General features: G+C 43.5%; 21 protein-coding genes and 1 pseudogene. 7 read left to right on the forward strand and 15 right to left on the reverse strand.

Annotated features, from left to right (window positions below; translation table 11 throughout):
* Positions 1-141: 141 nt before the first annotated feature.
* Positions 142-450 (reverse strand): hypothetical protein, encoded by a 309-nt coding sequence (locus AZ46_RS05470; RefSeq protein ID WP_029281079.1) that lies wholly within the window; start codon positions 448-450, stop codon positions 142-144.
* A 183-nt stretch (positions 451-633) separates the two neighbouring features.
* Between AZ46_RS05470 and AZ46_RS05475 the strand changes: the two genes are divergently transcribed.
* The 6 genes from AZ46_RS05475 to cydC all read left to right on the forward strand — a co-directional run bounded on the left by AZ46_RS05475 (position 634) and on the right by cydC (position 8,363).
* The gene (locus AZ46_RS05475) at positions 634-2,043 is read left to right on the forward strand and encodes an alanine/glycine:cation symporter family protein (protein ID WP_029281077.1); all 1,410 of its coding nucleotides are present in this window, start codon (positions 634-636) and stop codon (positions 2,041-2,043) included.
* Between the two features lie 361 nt (positions 2,044-2,404).
* Positions 2,405-3,736 (forward strand): cytochrome ubiquinol oxidase subunit I, encoded by a 1,332-nt coding sequence (locus AZ46_RS05480; RefSeq protein WP_029281075.1) that lies wholly within the window; start codon positions 2,405-2,407, stop codon positions 3,734-3,736.
* Positions 3,737-3,747: 11 nt separating this feature from the next.
* Positions 3,748-4,761 carry a cytochrome d ubiquinol oxidase subunit II gene (locus AZ46_RS05485; RefSeq protein ID WP_029281073.1) on the forward strand — a complete coding sequence of 338 codons (1,014 nt, stop codon included), beginning with the start codon at positions 3,748-3,750 and terminating at the stop codon, positions 4,759-4,761.
* Positions 4,762-4,771: 10 nt separating this feature from the next.
* Positions 4,772-4,876: a cytochrome bd oxidase small subunit CydS gene (cydS, locus tag AZ46_RS22565; protein WP_407656354.1), complete on the forward strand. Its 105-nt coding sequence runs from the start codon at positions 4,772-4,774 to the stop codon at positions 4,874-4,876.
* Between the two features lie 50 nt (positions 4,877-4,926).
* Complete coding sequence (gene cydD, locus AZ46_RS05490; RefSeq protein ID WP_029281071.1) at positions 4,927-6,654, forward strand: thiol reductant ABC exporter subunit CydD; 1,728 nt, start codon at positions 4,927-4,929, stop codon at positions 6,652-6,654.
* The gene (gene cydC, locus AZ46_RS05495; protein ID WP_029281069.1) at positions 6,651-8,363 is read left to right on the forward strand and encodes a thiol reductant ABC exporter subunit CydC; all 1,713 of its coding nucleotides are present in this window, start codon (positions 6,651-6,653) and stop codon (positions 8,361-8,363) included. Before cydD ends, cydC begins: the two co-directional genes overlap by 4 nt.
* Positions 8,364-8,405: 42 nt before the next feature.
* On the opposite strand, the gene AZ46_RS05500 is transcribed toward cydC, so the two are convergent.
* Positions 8,406-9,395: a hypothetical protein gene (locus tag AZ46_RS05500; protein WP_029281067.1), complete on the reverse strand. Its 990-nt coding sequence runs from the start codon at positions 9,393-9,395 to the stop codon at positions 8,406-8,408.
* Positions 9,396-9,603: 208 nt separating this feature from the next.
* Between AZ46_RS05500 and AZ46_RS05505 the strand changes: the two genes are divergently transcribed.
* Positions 9,604-10,425 carry a glycerophosphodiester phosphodiesterase gene (locus tag AZ46_RS05505; RefSeq protein ID WP_029281065.1) on the forward strand — a complete coding sequence of 274 codons (822 nt, stop codon included), beginning with the start codon at positions 9,604-9,606 and terminating at the stop codon, positions 10,423-10,425.
* Positions 10,426-11,094: 669 nt separating this feature from the next.
* On the opposite strand, the gene AZ46_RS05510 is transcribed toward AZ46_RS05505, so the two are convergent.
* The 13 genes and pseudogenes from AZ46_RS05510 to AZ46_RS05570 all read right to left on the reverse strand — a co-directional run bounded on the left by AZ46_RS05510 (position 11,095) and on the right by AZ46_RS05570 (position 22,772).
* The gene (locus AZ46_RS05510) at positions 11,095-12,048 is read right to left on the reverse strand and encodes an LAGLIDADG family homing endonuclease (RefSeq protein ID WP_029281063.1); all 954 of its coding nucleotides are present in this window, start codon (positions 12,046-12,048) and stop codon (positions 11,095-11,097) included.
* 356 nt (positions 12,049-12,404) lie between these two features.
* Positions 12,405-13,037, reverse strand: a complete 633-nt coding sequence (locus AZ46_RS05515; RefSeq protein WP_029281061.1) for a type 1 glutamine amidotransferase family protein — start codon at positions 13,035-13,037, stop codon at positions 12,405-12,407.
* A 74-nt stretch (positions 13,038-13,111) separates the two neighbouring features.
* A pseudogene (locus tag AZ46_RS05520) lies at positions 13,112-14,075 on the reverse strand (helix-turn-helix transcriptional regulator).
* A 130-nt stretch (positions 14,076-14,205) separates the two neighbouring features.
* On the reverse strand, positions 14,206-14,994 hold the full coding sequence (locus AZ46_RS05525; RefSeq protein ID WP_029281059.1) for a nucleotidyltransferase domain-containing protein: 789 nt from the start codon (positions 14,992-14,994) through the stop codon (positions 14,206-14,208).
* A gap of 93 nt (positions 14,995-15,087) precedes the next feature.
* Positions 15,088-15,612 (reverse strand): SRPBCC domain-containing protein, encoded by a 525-nt coding sequence (locus AZ46_RS05530; RefSeq protein WP_029281057.1) that lies wholly within the window; start codon positions 15,610-15,612, stop codon positions 15,088-15,090.
* Positions 15,613-15,735: 123 nt separating this feature from the next.
* Positions 15,736-17,013 carry an MFS transporter gene (locus AZ46_RS05535; protein ID WP_206539102.1) on the reverse strand — a complete coding sequence of 426 codons (1,278 nt, stop codon included), beginning with the start codon at positions 17,011-17,013 and terminating at the stop codon, positions 15,736-15,738.
* A 205-nt stretch (positions 17,014-17,218) separates the two neighbouring features.
* Positions 17,219-17,623: a bifunctional adenosylcobinamide kinase/adenosylcobinamide-phosphate guanylyltransferase gene (locus AZ46_RS05540; protein WP_029281054.1), complete on the reverse strand. Its 405-nt coding sequence runs from the start codon at positions 17,621-17,623 to the stop codon at positions 17,219-17,221.
* A complete protein-coding gene (locus AZ46_RS05545) occupies positions 17,575-18,192 on the reverse strand; it encodes a histidine phosphatase family protein (RefSeq protein WP_051865245.1) in 618 nt (205 codons plus the stop codon). Before AZ46_RS05545 ends, AZ46_RS05540 begins: the two co-directional genes overlap by 49 nt.
* Complete coding sequence (gene cobS, locus AZ46_RS05550) at positions 18,144-18,902, reverse strand: adenosylcobinamide-GDP ribazoletransferase (protein ID WP_029281050.1); 759 nt, start codon at positions 18,900-18,902, stop codon at positions 18,144-18,146. Before cobS ends, AZ46_RS05545 begins: the two co-directional genes overlap by 49 nt.
* A complete protein-coding gene (locus AZ46_RS05555; RefSeq protein WP_051865246.1) occupies positions 18,899-19,456 on the reverse strand; it encodes a bifunctional adenosylcobinamide kinase/adenosylcobinamide-phosphate guanylyltransferase in 558 nt (185 codons plus the stop codon). The genes cobS and AZ46_RS05555 overlap by 4 nt, the downstream gene beginning before the upstream one ends.
* Entirely contained in the window at positions 19,450-20,514 is a 1,065-nt protein-coding gene (locus AZ46_RS05560; RefSeq protein ID WP_029281046.1) for a threonine-phosphate decarboxylase, read from the reverse strand. Before AZ46_RS05560 ends, AZ46_RS05555 begins: the two co-directional genes overlap by 7 nt.
* 1 nt (position 20,515) lies before the next feature.
* Complete coding sequence (gene cbiB, locus AZ46_RS05565; RefSeq protein WP_029281044.1) at positions 20,516-21,478, reverse strand: adenosylcobinamide-phosphate synthase CbiB; 963 nt, start codon at positions 21,476-21,478, stop codon at positions 20,516-20,518.
* Positions 21,462-22,772, reverse strand: coding sequence for an ABC transporter ATP-binding protein (locus AZ46_RS05570; RefSeq protein WP_051827101.1), 1,311 nt, complete (start codon positions 22,770-22,772; stop codon positions 21,462-21,464). Before AZ46_RS05570 ends, cbiB begins: the two co-directional genes overlap by 17 nt.
* Positions 22,773-22,777 lie beyond the last annotated feature (5 nt).

The following is a 22,777-nucleotide window of genomic DNA, read 5'->3' on the forward strand; positions in this document are numbered from 1 at the left end:
TATTTTTAGAGAAGTATTCAGTAAACGCGTGCATAATCTCAATTCCCTGATACAAAAATAGACTGAAGGCTGTTAATGAAAAACCAGTCACCATAATAAGTCTCATCCAGAACATCGCAATTCCCTCCTTTTTTAAAGATTCTAGGGTCTTAGCGATGTATGGCCATAATAGGAGGACTGGTAAAAAACAGACAGCAGAAATTTCTTTAACAGGCCTGCTGAAGCTGACAAAGCAGCAATCACCGCGGCCGCTAAAAATACAGGTACCAAGCTTGACTCGCTTTGGTCCATGCTGAAAGGCATTTTCTCGTATTCAACTTTATCCGCTGAAAACAGCTGAACATGTTCTTCAACGTCAAAAGCCGGCGTCTTTACGGGATGATGCTGCACATGCGGCGAAACCCCGGTCAGGAGAAGGGCAATGAGAAATAGAAACATCGTGTGTCTCATAACATTCCTCCTTTTAAGTCGTGCAATCGAATATACATAATCATAACGCATTATAGCGGATTCGAACAGTGGAAACTTTTTTCGTTTTTACTGTGCAAATCGACAATTTCTGATATACTTTATCTTTGGAATGTTAGAAAACCTGACATTAATTCAGAAAATTCTTTACTTCGGAGGTTTTATATGGATTTTTTAAATGGAATAATTTCCGGCGGGAATACAATTTTGTGGTCATACTTGCTGATCTATATGCTTGTAGGACTTGGTTTGTATTTCACAGTCCGATCAGGATTTGTCCAGTTCCGCTACTTTGGTGAAATGTTCAGGCTTTTAAAGGAACCTGCAATGGTATCCAAAGAAGGAAAAAGAGGCATTTCATCTCTGCAGGCATTCTTTATCAGTGCAGCGTCAAGGGTTGGCACCGGTAACTTAGCTGGAGTAGCTATTGCCATTGCCGTCGGAGGACCGGGAGCGGTTTTCTGGATGTGGCTGATTGCGCTGGTCGGAATGGCTTCAAGCTTTGTAGAAAGCACTCTCGCTCAGGTATATAAAGTAAAAGACGGAGATCAGTTCCGCGGCGGACCCGCTTACTATATGGAAAAAGCGCTGAACGCCAGATGGATGGGCATCTTTTTTGCCGTTTTAATTACATTATGCTTTGGTCTGATTTTCAATGCTGTTCAGGCCAATACAATCGCTCTTGCATTTGACAGTGCCTTTCAAATTGATAAAACCGTCATGGCTATCATCCTTGCGGTCTTCACGGCCATCATTATTTTTGGAGGACTTAAGCGGATAGCCGCTGCTACTCAAATTATAGTACCTGTCATGGCCCTTATTTACATAGGCGTTGCGCTTGTTGTTGTGATTATGAACATTACTGAGGTGCCGGCAGTTATTGGTGTTATTTTTGCCAACGCATTCGGATTTGAGCAGGCAGTCGGCGGCGGTATTGGAGCTGCTGTTGAGAATGGCATTAAGAGAGGACTGTTCTCGAATGAAGCGGGTATGGGTAGTGCACCGAATGCTGCCGCTACGGCAAACGTTTCGCATCCTGTTAAACAAGGCTTCATTCAGACTCTCGGTGTCTTCTTCGACACGATTATCATTTGCAGCACGACAGCGTTCCTGATCCTGCTGTTTGACACGACTCCGGATTCTTCGCTTGATGGAATACAGATCACGCAGGCAGCCCTTCAGTCACATATAGGAGACTGGGCAGGTACGTTCCTTGCTGTAGCAATTCTGCTGTTCGCATTCAGTTCGGTTATCGGAAATTACTACTACGGGGAAACAAATATTGAGTTTCTTAACGGAAGCAAGACGGTGCTTTTTATCTACCGTTTAGCTGTAGTCGGTATGGTTATTTTCGGTTCTGTATCAGGCTTCCAGCTAATCTGGGATATGGCTGACCTGTTTATGGGTCTTATGGCAGTTACGAACCTGATCGCCATTGCCATCCTTTCAAAAATCGCTTTCGCTGTCCTGAAAGATTACAGCCGTCAGCGAAAAGAAGGCAAAAATCCTGTATTTAAAGCAAGCTCCATTAAAGGGCTAAAACATACAGAATGCTGGGAAGACGATGAGGTTTAACCCCTGAATAAGAAACATAAGCTAAAGCACACCTTTCAGTTTTTGAACGGTGTGCTTTTTCTTTTGAAAAGAGTAGGCCTGCAGACTAAGAGCAAGCCAATTTTTATTTAGAAGGAATAAGGGGCTTTGTCAAATGTCCTGCTGTGTAACCGGCAAAGAGTTTGTGAAAATGTGAACAAACTTTATCAATTTCATGATTTCTATCGTCCTGCCGATGAATTTGGGCTAAACTAATCAATAGAAGCAGTTCATTCCAATCTTGTATGTGAAAATATTCACAAACATTTGTTTTGATTATCCTGATTAGAGGAAAAGAATGGGTAAACTGCTATTTATTGCGTGATGTAAGGGGGAAGGAAGATTGTTTGAGTATGATCCGGTATTATACAGCAGAATTTTGACAGGATTGACACTTGCATTTCACACGGTTTTTTCCACACTTGGAGTCGGTGTGCCGCTGCTCATTGCTCTTGCAGAGTGGATCGGCATCAGAAGGAACGATGGCCATTATCATCTGCTTGCAAGGAGATGGGCGAGGGGCTACATCATTACAGTGGCTGTAGGGGTTGTAACAGGAACGGCAATAGCCCTTCAGCTCAGTCTGCTGTGGCCGAATTTTATGCAGGTTGCCGGCCAGACGATCAGCCTGCCGCTGTTTTTGGAAACCTTCGCGTTTTTCTTTGAAGCTATTTTTCTTGGCATCTACCTTTATACATGGGACCGCTTCAAAAAGAAAATCTACCATTTGCTGCTGCTTATCCCGGTGGCTCTCGGAGCGACGCTTTCCGGTTTCTTTATCACGACCGTAAATGCCTTTATGAACGCTCCGCTTGGATTTACGATGGAAAACGGAGTTCTGAAAGGCGTTAATCCTTTGCTTGCGATGTTTAACCCTGCGACTCCGACAAAAATGGCGCATGTGCTGTCTTCGGCTTATTTAACATCAGCCTGCGTGCTGGCAGCGATTGCCGCATTTATGATTCTCAGGGGCAGAGAGCATGTGTATTACAAAAAAGCACTAAGACTCTCTATGACTGTAGCTTTTGTCTGTGCGATAAGTACGGCTGTCATAGGTGATTTATCAGGAAAATATTTAGCCGAGTACCAGCCGGAAAAACTGGCTGCTGCTGAATGGCATTTTGAAACAGCGGAGGAAGCTTCTTTAATTCTCGGAGGAATACTCGATGAAAACAACGAGGTCAAATATGCACTTGAGATTCCGTATGCTTTGAGCATTCTTGCCCACGGAACGCCTGATGCAGAGGTTACGGGACTTGAAGAGTTTCCGGAAGAAGAATGGCCTCCGCTTGTCGTCCATTATTTCTTTGATCTGATGGTCGGAATCGGCATGTTTTTGGCGCTTGTATCCTTCGTGTTCATGGTCATGAAGTGGCGGAAGAAGTCAAATGAGCTGAACCGGGTCCTTTTATGGCTGATTGTCAGCACTGGTCCTCTTGCCATGCTTGCGATCGAAGCGGGATGGTTCTTTACGGAAGAAGGCAGACAGCCGTGGATCCTAAGAGGCTACATGACAACGGCGGAAGGTGCGACAACGTCAGGCTATGTTGATATCATGCTGTATTTGTTCATCGCCCTGTACGCGGTGCTTGCTGTCTCGGCAGCAGCTGTGCTTCGCCGCACATTTAAAGCAAATCCTGCTGAGCGCGAGCTTGAAAAATTAGGAATGAAATAGGAGAGGACAAGATGGATTATGAACTGATTGGAATTACCGTGCTCTGGACATTTCTGTACGGTTACCTTATTGTGGCGTCCATTGATTTTGGTGCAGGCTTTTTCAATTACTACTCTGCACTGACAGGACGGGGGCCGATTGTAAAAAAAGTGATTAACCGGTATTTGTCTCCGGTCTGGGAAGTGACGAATGTATTTCTGATTTTCTTCTACATCGGACTGGTCGGATTTTTCCCGTCACTTGCCTTCTACTACGGTACAGCCTTACTTGTGCCAGGGAGCATTGCCATCATTCTGATTGCGCTGCGCGGTTCTTATTATGCGTTTCATCACTACGGTAACCGAGAAAGTCTCTGGTATCAGTTTTTATATGGCGCGACAGGCCTGCTGATTCCGGCATCACTGTCTGTTGTGCTTACACTGTCTGAAGGCGGCTTTATTGACGTCAGCGGGGATGAGGTGCAGCTGAATTATGCAGAGCTCTTTACGAGCACGTATGCGTGGGCCGTCGTCTTTCTGGCGATTGTAAGCGTGCTGTATATCTCTGCAAGCTTTCTGACGTTTTATGCTCATAAAGCGGGAGACAGCAGTGCCTTCAGCCTTCTGCGCAAATATGCGCTGTTCTGGAGCGGCCCGACTATTCTTGCAAGCTTGCTCGTATTTGTGTCCCTAAGAGAGCATAATCCGGATCATTTTCAGCGGATGCTGGATATGTCCTGGCTTTTCGGATTATCCCTTTTATTTTTTGCTGGTGCCGTGTATCTGATCTGGAAAAAGAAGCGTTTGGGCGTTTCGTTCATCTTGGTCATGCTGCAGTTTGCGGCGGCATTTTACGGGTACGGGGCATCCCATTTGCCGTATGTGCTTTATCCGTACGTCACGATCTACACAAGCTTTACAAACGACACGATGGCACTGGCGCTTATCCTTGCTTTTATCGCAGGATTGATGCTTTTAGTACCGTCTTTATACTTGCTGATGAGGCTGTTCCTTTTTGATAACGATTATGTGAAAGGCAAAAAATAGGAGGGATACCATGCAGACATTTTTGATCATGGTGGCACCGGTTCTAATTGTCGCAGTGACCGTTACAGGATTATTTGTCTGGGGTGCTTACGCAAAAGAGCCCTATGAAAAATAAAATGTGCAAAGGCTAATAACAGGCTTAAGACGCATAAAGGAGTCCGTGTCATGCAGCTGAAACATTTAGCATCAAACCATAAAAAACATATCTGGCTACTCCGGGTGCATGCTGCATTAACAGGTGCAGCCATTATTGCACAGGCGTGGCTGTTCGTCAGTGTGACAGACGCCGTCTTTTTAAACGATGCGCCGTTCCGGGAAGTTGTTCCTGATCTATTTATTTTGCTCGCCGTGTCTCTATGCAGAGCAGGATTTATGTATTTCGGCAACAAAACCGGGGTTTCATTAGCGGCAGCTGTTAAGAAGGATGTTCGGTCATTGCTTCTCCAAAAGATGTCCAAAGAATCTGTTTTGAGCTCTTCGGGCGGACAGACCGGCAGAAAAGTAAACGTTCTGCTGGATGCCGCAGATGAAATCTCGCCTTATTTCAGCACCTATATTCCCCAGATGATCCAGACGGGAATCATTCCGCTGATGATGGCCGCTGCCGTGTTTATACAGCATGTTTATTCCGGCATCATTCTGCTTGTAACAGCCCCCTTTATTCCGCTTGCCATGGCACTTGCAGGCAGGAAGAGCAAGGATAAGGCAGAGCAGCAGATGGAGAGGCTCTCGCAATTTTCCGGCCATTTTCTTGATGTTCTTCAGGGGCTTGTGACGCTGAAGGTGTTCGGACGTTCAAAAGAGCAGAAAGAAAAGATCGCAGAGAGCAGCCTTGAAATCCGTGACGCCACGATGCAGGTTTTGAAGGTGGCCTTTCTTTCAGCGCTCTCCTTGGAGTTTATTTCAATGCTCAGCATTGGACTGATTGCCTTTGAACTTGGCCTGCAGATTGTTGTTTTTCAGACTGTGACATTCTTTTCTGCCTTCTTTATTCTCATACTTGTTCCTGATTTCTACCTGCTTCTAAAAGATTATGGAAGTGCTTTTCATGCAGGAAGAGGAAGCATGGGTGCTGCGAAGCTGATTGCGGAGGAGCTTGAGGAGCGGGATGTTGCTCTAGAATGGGGAAGTCAGAAGCTTGGTGATGGTCCGCCTGAGCTTCATCTGCAAAAGGCTTCTTACTCATATAAGAACAGTTCATTTGCCTTGAAGGACATTGATGTTCACCTTAAACCCTGTGAAAAAGCAGCGATTGTCGGGAGAAACGGTTCAGGCAAGACGACCCTGCTTCATATTATCGGCGGACTGATTCAGCCTGATGAAGGACGGATAATCATTAATGGCAAAGAGCGCGGAGCTTATGATGAAATGAGCTGGTTTGGTAGCATGGCTTACATCTCTCAGCATCCGCATATCTTCTCCGGGACAATCGCAGAAAACATAGCCATTGGTCAGAGGAAAAGTGCGGGCCCTCAGGAAATAGAGGATGCCGCCCGCAAAGCGGGTCTTGCTTCCATGATTGAAGCTCTCGAACACGGGTTTGATACGGTCATCGGCGAAGGAGGAAGGGGTCTGTCAGGAGGCGAAAAGCAAAGACTTGCTCTCGCAAGGGCATTTCTGAAAAAACCTGCATTTATCCTGTTTGATGAACCGACTACAGGCCTTGACCTTCATACAGAAAAGATTCTCCAGCAGTCGATAAAAGAGCTCGGGGAATGCGCGACCGTGGTTACCGTGGCTCACAGGCTATACACAATAAAAGATGCAGACATTATTTATTATATGGAAAACGGAAGACTCGCTGCCCGGGGCACTCATTTGGAACTGCTGGATCGTTCCGAGTCTTACCGCAGCATGTTTCATATGCAAAGAAAGGAGGCGGCGGCCAAGTGAAAGACATTTCTCATATCGTGCGGTTAATGTGGAATGAAAAAAGGGATATATGGCTTACCGTCTTATTGGGCTTCCTTGCAGGTATAACGGGTATTGCCTTATTTGCATCTAGCGGCTATTTAATATCAAAAGCCGCTCTGCTGCCGCCTCTTTACACACTGACAGTTATGCTCGCGCTATTGAAGCTTGCGGGTATTGCGAGAGCACTCAGCAGATATGCAGAGAGACTTGTCTCCCACAGGGCAACCTTTACCATTTTGAAAGATGTGCGCGCCTCCTTTTACGAAAAACTGGAACCAATGGTCCCGAGGATTTTCAATACGTACCGGAGCGGTGATTTGCTTTCAAGGATTGTCGGAGATGTAGAGAACCTGCAGAACTTTTTCCTGCGGGTGTTTTATCCGCCGGTTGTCTTTCTGTTTGTCTTTTTAAGCACAATTGCTTTTGTATCGTTTTACTCCGTCCCGATTGCGATGATGCTTTTAGCGGGTATGGTGCTGACAGGAATGGCGATCCCGGCATACTTTGCTTATCGTCAAAAAAAATGGGATGACTCTGTCCGGGACATGAGAAGCCTGTTCTCATCAGAAGCGGCTGAATTTTACTATGGGTACAGAGATTTGAAGATCTATGGCCAGACGGCAGAAAAAGAGGAAAAGCTCCGCAGGCTTTCTGATTTGCTTGCAGATAAACAGGCGCAATTAGATAACAGGGTGAATCAGACACAATCGATTAACACTGCGATTACGGTCATTATAAACTGCGGAATTTTAGCACTCGGGGCTTACCAGGCAGCAGCGGGAGAGCTGAACGGTCTGTATCTTGCTATGCTTGTGATGATTTCACTCAATGTATTTGAGTTTGCTGTTCCGATGGCTGCCTTTCCAGTTTATTACGAGGAGAGCAGGCGCGCTTCTAAAAGATTGTACTCATTCCCGGAAGAGCCGGTCTTACAGGAAGAAAAGAAGCAGGATGACATCACACAGGATGGGTTCTCTATTCACGTAAAGAATGTTCATTATTCTTACGGCGCAGCGGGTTCCGGTCTAAAAGGTGTTACTGTCGCGTTTCCGCAAGGTTCAAAAACGGCCGTTGTCGGACCATCCGGTTCCGGAAAATCGACGCTGCTGATGCTGTTAATGAAAATGTACGAACCGGAATCTGGAGAAATTACTTTGAATGAAAAGCCGCTTGCTGACATCATCAGTGAGAGCCTCTGGGAAGGATGCAATATTGTTCTGCAGGACAATCACTTTTTTTACGGAACCATCCGTGAAAATCTGCTGATCGCTGTCAAAGAAGAAGCAGAGGACGCAGATCTGCTTCACGCATTGAAGGAGGCAGGCCTTGAGAACAAGCGGCTTGATGATCTTGTTCTTGAAAAAGGCGATAACCTGTCAGGCGGTGAAAAACAGAAGCTTGCCATCGCAAGAATCCTGCTGAAGAAAGCGGGTCTGTGGCTGCTTGATGAACCAACAGCTTCAATGGATCTACTGTCAGAGCAGAGTATTCATAACACATTGTTTGAGCATGCCCGGCATCAAACACTCATTCTCGTCAGTCACCGTCTGACAGGCCTTGAGAAGATGGACCAGATCATCGTTATGGATCAGGGGCGCATTCTTGAAAAGGGACCTTATGAAGAACTCATGAGGAGAAAAGGTTATTTTTACGGTTTGAAGCAAATTGAACAAGAAGTACTCGTATAAAAGATAAAATCCCTCTCGGTTATGAGAGGGATTTTTTGCGTCCTACTGTCCTTTCGACAGCAGGCTGTCTACATGGAACCTCTCTGGCGGCGTTTCAAAACCGACAGAGGTCTGTAAATCAAGTATTTCAAAAGTAACTTCAAAGATTGACGCAGCATCATTTAGCGGGATAGTAAACGTTTCAGCACCACTAGAGGCAATAAACAGCTTCTCATCTGATGCCAGTTTAACTCCATCCTGGAAATAAGTGATTTGTGCTTTGAAGGCAACCTGTGATTGATCGGAAGCAGCAAAGGTGATTTTATCTTTTTGAATCGTTTTTAATTCAGGCCCTGTAAGAATTCTGTCACGGTCAGCCTTTATGCCTGTTTCTTTTTCAAGATAAGCAATCAGCTTTTTGTTCTCAAGCACATTAGGAAGCTCCTTGTTTTCATGCTGTGTCATTTGATAGAAGGGCTCATTGCTTGATAGAACATCGCTTTTGCTCGTTTTTCTTCCTGAACCGTACAACAGCACATAGTCATCAGCCATAATTTCCTGCGGATACCACATATGATTTCCATCTGAATAATTCCAAAAAGCATCCCACCGTACAGGGGCATCTTCAAGACCTCTGAGTTTGCTCCACTCAGAGAAAGGAAAGTGATGGCTTTTTATATAGTGATAGGCAAAATGATGCCCGTATTCATGTGAGAGAGTATCTCTGTAGGAGGAGGCATCGGTTTGTTTGTCGCCATGATAGAGAGTAATCGTGTCTGTTAACGCGCTAAATCTTCCTTTTGCCGCTGAACCGTTTAAAGAACCACCTTGAATTCGCACTTCCTGGAGGAGAGAAATTTCTTTTCCGTGTTTATTTTGAATCAATTCTTTATATAGTTCTTTCAAATTTTCTTCATCCCATTTTTCGCTGTAGCTTACAAACATAATACCCTCCGGAGATTGATAGCTTGCATGATAGTCTGAATCATAAACAAGCGGGTCAAGGCTTAACAGAATAGGGAGGGATAAGAGCAAAAGCACATACTTCATCATTGTGTTCACTCCTCTCTGACATGAGTGTATCACGTTCATTGCGGCCAGGGGATTTCCAATACTTGTATGTAAAGAAAACCATGATAAATTTCCCAGAAATCTTTATCTGTTTGATAAGAATCTGACACAGCATGTTTATACGGCATACATAATCATCCAGTAAAGTAAAAGTTGTGAATATGAGACATAAGAAGAAGGAGACGATGGAATGATGAAAAAATGGGCAGCCGGAGCGGGAATGGCTATCATGTTGCTTGGAGGGCCGCTGCTGCAGCCGACAGCAGCAGATGCTTCAGCAGTAAAAGTTGAAAATGTTGCACACAGGGGTGCGTCTGGCTATGCTCCTGAAAACACGATTGCAGCTTTTGACAAAGCGGTAGAAATGAAAGCCGACTATATTGAGATTGACGTGCAGCAGTCTAAAGACGGTGAACTTGTCATTATTCACGACACTACAGTAGACCGGACGACAGACGGAAGCGGTAAAGTGAAGGATCTTACATACGATGAGCTCAGCAGGCTTGATGCAGGCAGCTGGAGGGGCGAAGAATTTACCGGAGAAAAAATCCCCACGTTTGATGAAATTCTTGAACGCTACAGAGGCAAAACCGGCATCTTAATTGAGCTCAAAGCACCTGAGCTTTATCCGGGAATGGAAGAAAAAGTAGCTGAAGAGCTTCAGGAACGCAACATGGACAAGCCCCAAAATGAAAAGATCATTGTTCAGTCGTTTAACTTTGACTCGATGAAAAAGATGGATGCCTTGCTGCCTAAAGTACCAATCGGCGTGCTGACATCATCCATACTTCATACAACTGATACGGCACTGAATGAATTCAGTACATATGCAGACTACTTTAACCCAAACTACGGCATCGTTTCGAAGGATTTAGTAGCAAATGTGCATGAAAAAGGCATGAAAATCCAGTCCTGGACCGTTCGTACACAGGAAACAGCCGATTTTCTGCTAGAGATGGGTGTAGACGGAATCATTACGGATTATCCTGACTATGTTGATCCAAGAAAGTAAGAAGATTAGCCGGCTCTCTAAAGAAAAGAGGCCGGTTTTTTGCTTTAGCAGAAAAAACAGCTGGAAAGGTGTGCAGATTATAAAAACTAATAAAACAGTGTTCTAAATAATCAGTTTAAATTAACTCTAGCCAAGAGAGATGAAAACCATTAGTTTAAAGGCGTCAGCAAGTTGTAAAAAGCACCAGAAGAAAAAATTCAATCATAAAAACGTTATGTAAACTGAGCTGGAATTAAAGAAGAGATACTTGGAATTAGCTCATTAAATAACGTGCATAATCAAGAGCTTAAATCCAACGAAAAAATAACATCAGCTGAAAATATGCGTAAAACATATTTAAATTGCTTTAATAGAAATATTGCAGTGATCTCCAGAAAGAATCATAAGAATCTATAGAGAATGCGTGCAGCAGATACAGTTTGTCAAAAACGTTATTTTTTCTTTTTGTCTCATTCACTTAAGTTTACTTGTTATTTGAGACTGGAAATAACACTTTATATGTAGCTGTCTATAATTTATATTATGTCTACTGTAAAAAAAGTAAGTGAAGTATTAGTCTTTAGACTCAAACCCTCCTGCCCCATGGGATAATCTTAATCCATGCTAGTTTAATTTTAAATGTAAAAAGAGCTGCCTCTAATTTAGATGGTAGCTCTGATCTTTTATGCTTTATAGTTGATCTTTGAAATTCTTGTCTTTTTTTATCCATCTAGTATAAGTTGCTTTGCTTATCCCGCAGAAATTGCAAGCTTCATCAAGTGAGTTTAGTCTTCTGTATGCTTCAATAAATTTTTGTTTTCTGTCTTGTACGGCTTTTTTGTTCACTTTTAATGGAGCATCGGTTAATTCAGCAGCATCAAGATTTTTGTCTGGGAAAAGATCAAACTTACGTTTAAGGTGAATGTCACTGCAATTGTAAATGTACTCATAAAATAGTTTGATCGTTTTTCTTCCACTTATATAAAGTCTTACATGTTTATCTTTTTGAACTAAGTAAGGATCAAATCCCACTTTGTTAAAAACTTCTTTTAATTTCTCCATAAAAGTAAGTGAACCCCCTACAAAACTAACCATATACCCTCTGGAATAGATGTTGCCGTCACCATCGAAATAACCTCTAATAAAATGCGCCATGTACTCTTCAGGAACGTCAGGAAAATCAATGGTTAATGACTTCTTTGAAGTTACTCCGTGAAGTTCAATTAAATCTTTTTTCAAGATTTTGCTGTTCAGGTTAAGAAGAAAAACTCCAGTTTTTTCATTTTTATATAGAGGTTGAACTGTCTTAAATTCATTTTTTATTCTTTCAAGTATTTCGGTTTCTTTTTGTGCGATGATAACGCTTTGTGTTCCCTTTGCAATCGTACCATCAGCCAGTATGAATCCGAGGATATAGGCCATATTAGGTGTCCACATTTTAAAATAATCTTCATTTAAACTGTACTTCCTCTTCCAGCTCCCCCTCGGACGCATTTCAACGTCATGTTTTGAAAGAATATTGCGTATGCTGCCTGCTGTAACACCTGCCAGTTCGGCGATTTCCGAGGTGCTCTTGCCATCTTTGTAAAGCCTGATCACTTCTTCGCTTTCAAGCAAACATTTCCTGTTTTTAGATGCTGACACGACATAACAGCCTCCAGTACAAATGGTTTTCGGTTCATTCTTATTATACCGAACATTTGTTCTTTGTGTCTATTTTTAGCATTTTTCTATGTAAACGACAGTTTTTTTATTATGGAAGTCGAACAAAACAGACGTGATTTGGATGCTGTCAAAAAATAATCAAATGAACCGCGATCAGCTTGAGTTAAGCAATTGGAGCAAATACGCCATTGTTGGACTCCCTTGTTTGAAATAATGCTCATTAAGATAAGAAATAGCATCAGGAAAATGCGGATTTACACCGATAAGGAAATTCCAAATTAAAAAGCCCAACTTCTCTACAATTCAAAACAGAGAAATTGAGCTTTTCATTACCTTCATTTATTTATCGAATTCATTAACTGGAAAAAGTATTCAGATTGATGAGTCTTATTTAGGTTATACCAAGACTGCAATGCATCTGGTGTTAATACATCTAATTTTGTCAGTACCTTCATTGCAAATTCCAGAGGAGCTATTCCTGATGCCGTAACTAAATTCTCATCAGATACCGCAGATCCCAATTCATAGAACTTTTCACCTTTATAGTTAGGACAAATCATTTTAGTATATTCCAAGTTATTACTTGTATGCTTTCTGGCATCTAAGTATCCCATGTTCGCAAGGCCCTCAACTGCACCGCAAATTGCAGCAACAATCGTTCCAAGCTTTAAAGCTACTCCAACTCTTTCCAAGATTGGCTGATGTATATCTTCACTCCAAGTAGTTCCTCCAGGCAAGATTAAAAGGTCATTACCCTCGAGTGTACATTCATCAAGGGAGATATCTGGTTTTATGCTCATTCCTCCCATTGTAGTAATCATTTCTTTATTAGCCCCTACTGTCATTATTTTTAAAGGTGCTGCATCTTTTTTGAAATATCTTCCTGAGTTTAATTCAGCGATTAAATAGCCATATTCCCAGTCCGACATGGTATTAAATACATAGAGAAAAGCTCTTTTTGTTTGCATTGAATAACACTCCAATCACAGTTGATAGTGCCAGTATAAAATAACTTCCCTGACAGGTAGCGTCAGGGAAGTTATTAAACTTGATGAAATTCGATTAATTCCGTCAGAACTTCAATCAGTCTTTCCTTAAGACTCCTTGGCTCTATAACTTGAATTGATTTATTGTACGGTAAAAGTAAATAAGGTACATATGTATGGAGCACATCTTTTTCAAGAAGAAAGACGGCTTGATTGGAAGTCCGTTCTTGTAAATAATGCTCTAAAAACCAATGCTGGCAAATATCAGCCAATACACTTTTTTTCCCTCTAATAACCAAGGAAATGATTTCTTCCTTACCTTCTATCGTTGGAAGAAGGCCTTTTGTGAAAACGTCCCGTGCTGAAAAATTTTCTGGCTGGTTAAATTTATTTTCGGACAGCATTAGACTTTCCATTCGATCTACTCTAAAACTGCGTAGATCATTTCTAAGATGACAGAATCCAATCACATACCATTTAGTATTCCAATAAATCATTTTGTACGGATCGATCAATCGATCATTTAATTGCTTTTCGCCACTTTTACAATAAAGAAATGTTACTGAGTACCCGTCAGCTATGGCCTGCTGCAGCTCCTTCAAAAAAGGTTCCATAGAGTGTGAACTTAATCGATTTATTACTTCTAGACTAGTTACATGCTGGTTTATCTTTGTTTCCTGCTCTTGATTTGAGTATTTCCTTAGTTTTGAAATGGCCCTATGTAGTGCCTCACCACCATAATATCCGGCTTCGTCTGCAAAAACACTAGCGTGAAAGAGTGATGTTTGTTCCTCAGAATCAAAAAAAAAGAGGAGCCTCAATAAAGTTGTTTAATAAAGTGTACCCACCGTTATGTCCTGGTTCTGAAATGACAGGTACGCCACTTGTTGAAATGGTATCCATATAACGATACACAGTCCTTATATTCATCTCTAACTTTTCTGAAATTTCTTTTGCAGTCACTTTTTTACCTGAGCGAAGCATCCATAGAATGGCTAACATATTGTCAGTTTTAGGCATGTGATTCCACCTCTATATGAAATTTTTTTCAATTATCGGTTCTTTTTAACAAAACGAACATTTGTTCTTACATTCTGTTTTTAGCACTTTTCTATCTAAACACAAGAAAAAAGCCCCTTCCAGGAGCTCTTTATCTCTTATCCCAAACCTCTTTCAGCATATCCCTGAAAAGTTCATTCAATTGGGGAGTTGGATCCTTCTTTACTGTTCTCCATTGCTCTGCAGCATGCTTCAGCCGGTTTATTTCTGCATCAAGGAACGAATTGATCACATCTATTCTAGGTTCTTTATCAAGTTCGTCTCCTTTTATTTTTCTTGCAAGCAGGATGAGTATCTCCTGCTTAAGCGGACCTTCAGGCAGCAATTCAAGTAGAGTCTGGAATTTTATCGGCGGAAATTCATTCTTTTCTTCAATCCATTTGGCTGCAAGCACCGGGCGAAGCACATAAAAGTATTTTTTGATTTTAACGGTGCTTCCCTGCAAATAATCCCTGTAGTTCCCGCTTGCCATATTCAAATAATGATACATCGCAGACTGCGGGGTAAAAACGCTGTCCTGTATCTCAGCCATCCGCTCAAGGGCTGTATAGGCACGATAGTAGATAATCGGCGACTTCATCCATTCCATGAGCGGCGGATTGGATTTTCTGAATAGCTTCAGCGCTTTTGTCAGATCCCAGCCAGACACATCAAGAAGATCATTGATAGGTCTTTCAATCACGTCACGGTTTGAACCGACTCCGACCGGATCAATGCTTAAATAATGCTCGGGCTTGTGTATGTAGAGAAAACGTACGTCATAATCACTGTCCTTTGAAGGGAATCCCCATGCTCTGCTGCCTGATTCACAGGCATAGAGGACTTTAACATCATTTGTTTCCTCTATATCAAGTAAAACCTCAAGAATTTGTTCTCTCATTGCTGTTTCTCCTTATGTGTTTGTTAATAGTATACACCTTAAAAGGAAAGAGATGGAAACAAAAAAAGCCGCAGCAGCAGCTTTTTACACTGTTTATTTTAAAGTTGCAAGCAATTCATCGAGGCACTCAAATTGAGACGACATCCCTTCAACAACGCCCATTTCAGCAACTTTCTTAAGCTCTTCCTCTGTAGCGAATTCTGACACAGCAATTAATTTTGTGAGATCGCCGTGATCTTCAAAAAGCATTGTGATGACCATTTCCGGCATTTGCTCTGAAACGGCGCCTGTTTCATCTGAAAATGCATCCACATAGACAATCTTCTCAGGGACCGAGATTTCTTTGTAGGTTGCAATTCCCCATGATTCCATACCGTAAAAGTCACCCTGCTCTTTGTCTTCGCAGCGCATGCAGTAATGCCAGACGCCTCCAGGTTCAAATTCAAACCGTTTGTTTGCAGTTCTCCACCCTTTAGGCCCCCACCAGGCTGCAAGCAGATCAGGTTCGGCGTATGCTCTGAAAACAAGTTCTCTTGGAGCATGAAACATTCTTTCAATAATCAGTTCTTTTCCCTCGACTCTTGAGACAACTGAAGCCGCACTCTTATTTACTGACATGGAAATTCCTCCTTTTTGTTGCATACCTTACTCACATTCGAGCTGCATAAACGAATTCCTGCACAAATATTTATGCGCAAAATAAAAAACCCTCCATGATCAGAGAGTTTTTGAAAAAATGAATCAGCTTTCTTTTACTTGAACGGACGGCTTTGCAATCACGTGCTCTTCTTTTAATTTGAACAGCGGCATGATCAGCATCGTGCCAAGCAGGAACAAAACGCCGGATACGGTATAAACGCCTGAAAGACTCAGCGGAGTTTTAAGGAGACCCGACAGCGACATGCCTGCAACCATCATCCCCATGAAGAGCGGGTTGAGCACTCCGTTCACGCGTCCTACAAATGCTTCGTCTGTATTTTTTAGAATCAGCGTATTTATGCCGATGTGGATGCACGGGAAGAAAAATCCGTTAAGCAGCTGAAGGCCAATTGTCAGCGGAAAGCTTGTGGACCAGCCGATGCTGATGGTGAAAATCATGCTTGAGAAAATACCTAAAGCAAGCAGCTTTTGAGGTGAAATTTTCTTTGAAAAGGCAATTACAATTCCCCCGCCGGCAAGCATCCCGATTCCATTGGCCATAATGAGCCACTGCAGATAGTCTTTCGTCAGACCGAGATTTTCAATTGTGATAAAAATCATCAGCGGTGAAATCAAGCCGACAGCAAGACCGCAAACCGCAAAAACTCCGCCCATTGTCGTCAGAACTTTTTTGCCGATGACATAACGGAATCCGTCTGCAAGTTCCTTTTTAAAGCTTGTTTCGTCCTCCGTTTTGACCTTTTCGAGATCGCGGGGCAAAAACGTCAGGACAGCAGCTGACAACAAAAACATGACGCCCATGACAATAATCGATGTGTAAATGCCGTATGACTGGTACACAATGGTGCCTATGACAGGGCCGATTACCATGAAAACAGCCATCAATGACTGGAAAATAGCCATCGCAGACTGCAGCTGGTCTTCAGGAACGTGCTGCTTCAGCAGTCTCATCGCTGAAGGCATCGAAAACTGTGACAGGATGGCGGAAACGAGCGTTGCAAAGAAAATGGCATGCCATGATCCGTATACAAGAGTCAATAAAACAACAAAGATAGATACAGCGGACAGCACGTCACACCAGACCATCGTCAGTTTCGGTTTCCATCTGTCGGCAAACGTACCGCCAATAATGGAGAAAATAAAAATTGGTGCAAACTCGGCAATGGAAATAAGCGACACATAGACAGGATCGTTATTTGTAAGCTCTGTTACATACAACAAAATAGCAAAATTTCGAATCCAGATTCCAAGCTGCAGCAGGAAATTTGAGCCCATGATTGCAAGAACGATCCGGTTTTTAAATAAATTTCCTGAAGGGGTGCCTTTTGCCGGCATTGCTTCAGTCAAACTGTTTTCCATACTTATCATGCCTTTCAAGCTTAATGTAAGTCTTTCACATGATTTCCGTTTCTGCAGAAGCTAAGACAAGTGACGTCGTACTTATTCGCTCTTTAGTCTTAATCTCCCTTCAGATTTTATAAAGAATAATCACAATGAAGATTATATACGAAACTCATAACGTTTAGATACTAAATTTTTCAAAATAAAAAAAGGGACAAAGCCCTTATTTTACCTTTTTTACAAGTCCATGCCACACGCTGTGAACATCGGTGCATATCGCAGCGGCATCCTGCTGGATCCATCCGTTCACGTCTCTCAGGCGTCTTTCATTTTCTGAGACCGGCACAATCCCTTTACCGATTTCAAGCATAATGATGATGGTTTCTTGTTTCCGTTGGAGCAGTTCATTTAATAGTCCGCTGTATTGTGTTCTTACTGCCTTTAAATCTGTCAAATCCTCTGTCCCAATCCATTGTTCAAACCCTTCAAGAACAAGAGGACCATCATCGGCCTCTTTCCAATCAAGAAAAGAATCCCCGCTGTAAGCTGTAATCCACGCTGCATGGGGCCATTTGCTTTTCACATAAGCTCTTTTCCCGCTGCAGGCTCCTCCGATAATGAGATGCACGTCCATCCCTCCTCCCTTTCTTCCGCCCTTAATGCGACAGCTTTTCCAAATGGTGCTGAGATGTGCCAGAATTCAGGCGTGTTCAGAAAAGACGAGACAATCTGTCTGATCACTCCTCCGTGTGTGACGATTGCTGCTGCATCCGGTTTTCCTGCAAGAAATTCTTTTAGAAAAGACGACACCCGATCCTGAAATGAAACGCCTGTTTCTCCGCCTGGAGGGCCGGTGCTTTCCCAGTTGTCGAGCCATGAGGAATACAAGCTGCAGTGTTTCAAGTCTTCATACGTCCTCCCTTCCCATTCCCCGAAATTAAGTTCTCTTAGGCGGGCATCATATGTAACCGGCTGATGGGGAAAAAGAAAGGCTGCTGTCTCCCGGCACCTGAGGAGGTCGCTTGAATACACGTTTACAGTGCTGTATTTATGAAGAAATGTTTTTAATTGACTATACTCCTCCAGAGAACCGCTGCTCACCGGGAGATCGCTGTGTCCTAAATACCTTCTCTCTGCATTCCACTGCGTCAAACCATGCCGAATAAGAAAAAGCTGAACAGTACGCCCAGATTCCAAATCTCTGCCCCCTCAATAGAGGCACCGGCCGTGTCTCCGTTTATTCCTTGAAACTGCTTTTCTGACCACCGGCCGAAAAGAAAACAAAAAAGAAGCTGCAGCAGAAACATCATGCAGACGATCCAATTGAAAGCCATAAATGGCAGGAGCCAGCATGCGGCAATGATCAGTTCTTTCATGGAGAGATGCTGTTTCCAAAAAGAAGCCATTCCGCCAGTCTGAAAAGCTATAAACCCATACAGATGCATTAATACCTGAAATCGTGACAGCATGGGAATGACAATCAAATAGATTCCTGAATGGTCAATGGCAAGCAAATTGTGTACAAACGCCATTTTCCAGCCTAATAAAAAAATCACGGCCAGAACGGCAAAACTGCCTGCACGTGAATCTTTTAAAATCTCTCTCTTCTTCTTCACATCTCCATTTGATCCCGCTGCATCTGCAACATCCATGACGCCATCAAGATGAAGGCCGCCTGATAAATAAACCCAGACACTGATCAGCAGAAGCGACAGCATGGAAGCCGGCAGGATATCGTTCAGCAGCTGGAAAAGCACAAACATGCTGGCTCCTATGACAAGCCCTGAAACGGGAAAGAAACGCAAAGCCCATTTTAGTGTTTTTTCATCCATGCCGTACTCGATCCTGAGGGGAATTCTTGTCAGAAACTGCAGAGCAAGAATTCCCCCATAAAAAACTTGTTTCATTGATTATTTCCTCCCCAGACCCCTTCAGGGTAATGACCATCTTTCTTCCAGACAACAGGCAGGCCGCATACGGCTTCATAAACATTATCCGCTGCATGGACGGCTAGTTTATGAACCGACTCAAGACATTGAATATAGTGGTCTGCAACTCTGTTTTTTAAAGGGATTCCTTCGTTTACATCATTTGATACTAAAAACAGATGAAGGTTTTTTCTTTTAGAGATGCTCAGCAGGTTTTTGAAACGGGCTGCTGTCTCCTGGGCAGACAATTGCTCTGAGAACATGACATTGCTTGTCCAGACCGTCAGACAGTCTATTAAAACAACTGCAGAATCGGGAATTCTTCCGGCTGCCACGTCTATGTGCAGCGGCTCTTCGATTGTTATCCACCTGTTTCCTCTGTCCTGTTGATGAATGGAAATACGTTCTGGCATTTCGCTTTTCCTTGCAGTGGCTATATAAAAAGGCTTCCTGTCCCCTGCGGCGTCCGCTGCCATTTGTTCTGCCAGTCTGCTTTTTCCTGAGCGCGCACCTCCTGAAATAAATGTCAGCACGACGCATTTCTCCATTTTCTTAACGCTTTAAGCAAAACCATGTTCTCCTCTCTCGTCCGGACAGCCAGCCTTATAGCGCTGCCTTCAATCAGCGGGAAATTAACGGTGTGCCGCACAAGTATTCCTTCTCCTGCTAGAAAAAGCAGAAGCTGTTCGTGATTCTGAAGGAGCGGATCACGCAGCAAATAGAAATTGACAGTTGTATCAGACACTTGGAACTTCATTTTCAGGAGTTCATTTCTTACGTACTGCCATTCTTCCGCGAGCCATTCTTTAGCTGCAATCAGGAAGTCCTTTGTATCCGGCAGCGCATGTATGACCGAAAGAGCCATAGCATTGACGCTCCAGGGGACTGAAAGGGACTCGAGCTTTCGTATGATTTGCTCGTGAGCAAGCACATAACCGAGCCTGATGCCAGGAACGGCAAAGATTTTGGTCAGTGACCTCAAGAGGATGAGGTTTGGAAATGCTCCCAGTAAATGAGCAAGGCTGGAGCCCGAAAAATGAACAAAAGCTTCATCAACGACTATATATTGACCCGCTTGTTTTGCTGTTTCAAGCAATCTGACAATCTTATCTTCAGGAAGCATTTCTCCTGTGGGATTATTAGGACGGCATAGAAATAATAAGTCGGTATCCTGTATGAAAGCTTCAGATTCTATTAGATCCTCATAGCTGAAGTGTTTTATGTGAAGCTGATGGATCCGGCATGCCCGCTCATACTCGCTGAAGGCCGGCTGAAAGATGCCGGCCCTCTTCCCTTTAAACATATGGGCAACTAAGAAAATAGCTTCTGCCCCGCCGTTTGCAAGCCAAATATTTTCCGTCTTTACGTCTTCAATAGAAGCAAGAATTCCCCGTTCCTCTATATAAGCAGGGTCAGGATATACTGAGCTTTTTTTAAGAAGGCTTTTCTGCATGGATTGCAGGACGGTGTCAGGGATGCCAAGCGGATTTAGATTGGCGCTGAAATCAAGCAAATCGCTGCCTTCGTCAATTCCTTTCATTGTCAGCAGATTCTGAATGGCAGTTGAATTCCCCCCATGCTGAGGCCACATATTATATCCTCCTTAACATGAACAAGCACAGATAGATTGCAAGAAACACAACCCATGCGCCGTTCATTATTTGTATTGATTGTTTGATGTGGACGGGCAAAAGACTTGTCTGCGCATCACCGAGCTTTGCACGATGTGAAACCGCTCCTGAATACGTATTCCTTCCTCCAAGCTGAATGCCCAGCAGTCCTGCAGTCATCGCCTCCGGCCAGCCACTGTTTGGACTTGGATGCTTTTTGGCATCCCTCCATGTGATATGCCAGCCGTTTCGTCTTTTCATTCCCCTGATAAAAAAACTGCCTGCCCACATGCAAAAGGCGCATAGTCTTGCTGGCAGAAGATTCATAAGATCATCAAGTCTTGCGGAACCAAACCCAAAATCACGGTATCTCTCATTTTTGTAGCCAACCATTGAATCGAGGGTATTAACCGCTCTGTAGGCAAGGGCAAGCGGTGCTCCGCCAACAATAGCGAATACAAGAGGACTTATGATCGCATCAACTGTGTTTTCGGCTACTGTTTCCGCCGCTCCTCTTGTGATTTCACCTGAAGGCAAATCGGCAGTATCTCTTCCCACGATTTCGCTCAGTTTTTTCCGAGCTTTTGAAAGATTGCCTTCTGCAAGAGGCTTATAAACCTCCAGTGCAGCTGTCTTCAGTCCTTTAATCGCCATAGTTGTAGAAATCAAATAAACCTCTGCACATAAGCCTGCTGCGCAGTGGATGGAATAAAGCCACTTCAGGAGAAACATGGCTGTGATAAATACCGCTGCAGGCAGACAAATGGCAAGCAACATTCCTTTTCCTTTTTTCCAGTAACCTTTGTTCAGGATCCTCTCTGCTTTGCGGATGATCTTTCCAAAAAGAACGACCGGATGAGGCAGCCATTTAGGATCTCCGATGATCAAATCCAGCAGCACGCTCCCTGCCACCAGTAATAGAGTATGTTCAGCAAATGGCTGCAAAGGAATTCTCCAGTCTTTTCAGAGCCTTCATGATCAGCGCATCAGCAGCCTCCATGACGGAAGGGTCATCCGGTTTGCTGCTGCTATAAGCTCCTGCCGCAAGCTCAGGCTCTGCATTCGGAAACAGTCTTGTCATCCCGGCATTCATCTTAAGGGTGAGATTTATTAGTCCGCTGTCGCTGACTGGAGCATCTGTTAAAAGGGCTGCACTCAGGATGCTGTCCGAATAGGAAAGGATGATGAAAAACGTGTTCATCGACTCATTTTTAATAAAATGATCAGGGATCCTGTTATGATTGCAGATGAAAATGTTGTTTCCAAGTGACCACAGGATAAGCTGTGCGGCTGTTTCTTTCTGTCCGCTGTTTACTTCCAGGCGGCTGGACCAGTGCAGGCCGCTGCCTTTTGGTCCTGTTGTCAGCATTCGAAATGGCTGTTCCATCGTGATGATTGGCGGAGTTCCCTGGTCAATATGCAGCGCCGAAAGCAAATCACTCCGTTTTCCTTGCAGGTAATCCGGCGATAAGGTAATATGCGGCTTTGGAGCAGCAGGATGGGACGAAAAGTGAAGAGAAAGGTCATAAACATCAGAGAATGTTTGCTCATTTTCTTTTTTCAGTCCGTCGTAGCATCCTGCAAGCACCCCCCGATTAAGCAAGGCAATTTGATCCGCATAAAGCGAGGCAAGATTCAAGTCGTGAAGGATGGCCAAAATGGTCAGGCTCATTTCCTTCTGCAGTGTTTTCAGCAGTTCAAGAAGCTCCTTTGTGTGTTTTATATCCAGATGATTTGTCGGCTCATCGAGCAGCAGAAGCTCAGGCTCCTGGGCGAGAGCTTTTGCGAGAAGCACCCGCTGTTTTTCTCCGCCGCTTAACGCATGAAAGGGTCTATTTCTGTACGGCCAGACAGCCGTCTGTCTCATCGCTTTTTCCGCCGCTTTCCTGTCTGCATCAGAATGTTCTTTAAAAAACATCCCTTTTTGATGTGGGTATCTTCCGAGCATCACGATTTCCTCTGCAGTGAAATCGAGCCCAGATTGATTTTCCTGCGTCATGACGGCCGTTTTTCTTGCAAGTTCCTTTTGCGAGTAGGAGGAAAGCTTTTTTCCATCTAAAAAGATGGCGCCATTTCTTACAGGCAGCGCTCCCATGATCAAGCGGATCACCGTCGTCTTTCCGCTGCCGTTTGGTCCTGCCAGCGCTAAGAAATCACCTTTCTTAATGGTGAAGGAAAGATCATGGATGACTGTTTTTTTAGCATCATAGCCCCCTGAAAGGTTTTTCACTTGCAGCATAGAGC

Source organism: Metabacillus indicus LMG 22858 (genome assembly GCF_000708755.2).
GTDB lineage: Bacteria > Bacillota > Bacilli > Bacillales > Bacillaceae > Bacillus_P > Bacillus_P indicus.

What these genes read in the sequence shown, in the direction of transcription:
- AZ46_RS05525 (WP_029281059.1), bottom strand. Translation starts at nt 14,994, where the DNA reads ATGAGAGAACAAATTCTTGAGGTTTTACTTGATATAGAGGAAACAAAT.
- AZ46_RS05530 (WP_029281057.1), bottom strand. Translation starts at nt 15,612, where the DNA reads ATGTCAGTAAATAAGAGTGCGGCTTCAGTTGTCTCAAGAGTCGAGGGA.
- AZ46_RS05515 (WP_029281061.1), bottom strand. Translation starts at nt 13,037, where the DNA reads ATGCAAACAAAAAGAGCTTTTCTCTATGTATTTAATACCATGTCGGAC.
- AZ46_RS05560 (WP_029281046.1), bottom strand. Translation starts at nt 20,514, where the DNA reads ATGTGGCCTCAGCATGGGGGGAATTCAACTGCCATTCAGAATCTGCTG.
- AZ46_RS05535 (WP_206539102.1), bottom strand. Translation starts at nt 17,013, where the DNA reads ATGGAAAACAGTTTGACTGAAGCAATGCCGGCAAAAGGCACCCCTTCA.
- AZ46_RS05505 (WP_029281065.1), top strand. Translation starts at nt 9,604, where the DNA reads ATGATGAAAAAATGGGCAGCCGGAGCGGGAATGGCTATCATGTTGCTT.
- cobS (WP_029281050.1), bottom strand. Translation starts at nt 18,902, where the DNA reads ATGAAACAAGTTTTTTATGGGGGAATTCTTGCTCTGCAGTTTCTGACA.
- cydS (WP_407656354.1), top strand. Translation starts at nt 4,772, where the DNA reads ATGCAGACATTTTTGATCATGGTGGCACCGGTTCTAATTGTCGCAGTG.
- AZ46_RS05570 (WP_051827101.1), bottom strand. Translation starts at nt 22,772, where the DNA reads ATGCTGCAAGTGAAAAACCTTTCAGGGGGCTATGATGCTAAAAAAACA.
- cydD (WP_029281071.1), top strand. Translation starts at nt 4,927, where the DNA reads ATGCAGCTGAAACATTTAGCATCAAACCATAAAAAACATATCTGGCTA.
- AZ46_RS05500 (WP_029281067.1), bottom strand. Translation starts at nt 9,395, where the DNA reads ATGATGAAGTATGTGCTTTTGCTCTTATCCCTCCCTATTCTGTTAAGC.
- AZ46_RS05475 (WP_029281077.1), top strand. Translation starts at nt 634, where the DNA reads ATGGATTTTTTAAATGGAATAATTTCCGGCGGGAATACAATTTTGTGG.
- AZ46_RS05485 (WP_029281073.1), top strand. Translation starts at nt 3,748, where the DNA reads ATGGATTATGAACTGATTGGAATTACCGTGCTCTGGACATTTCTGTAC.
- AZ46_RS05470 (WP_029281079.1), bottom strand. Translation starts at nt 450, where the DNA reads ATGAGACACACGATGTTTCTATTTCTCATTGCCCTTCTCCTGACCGGG.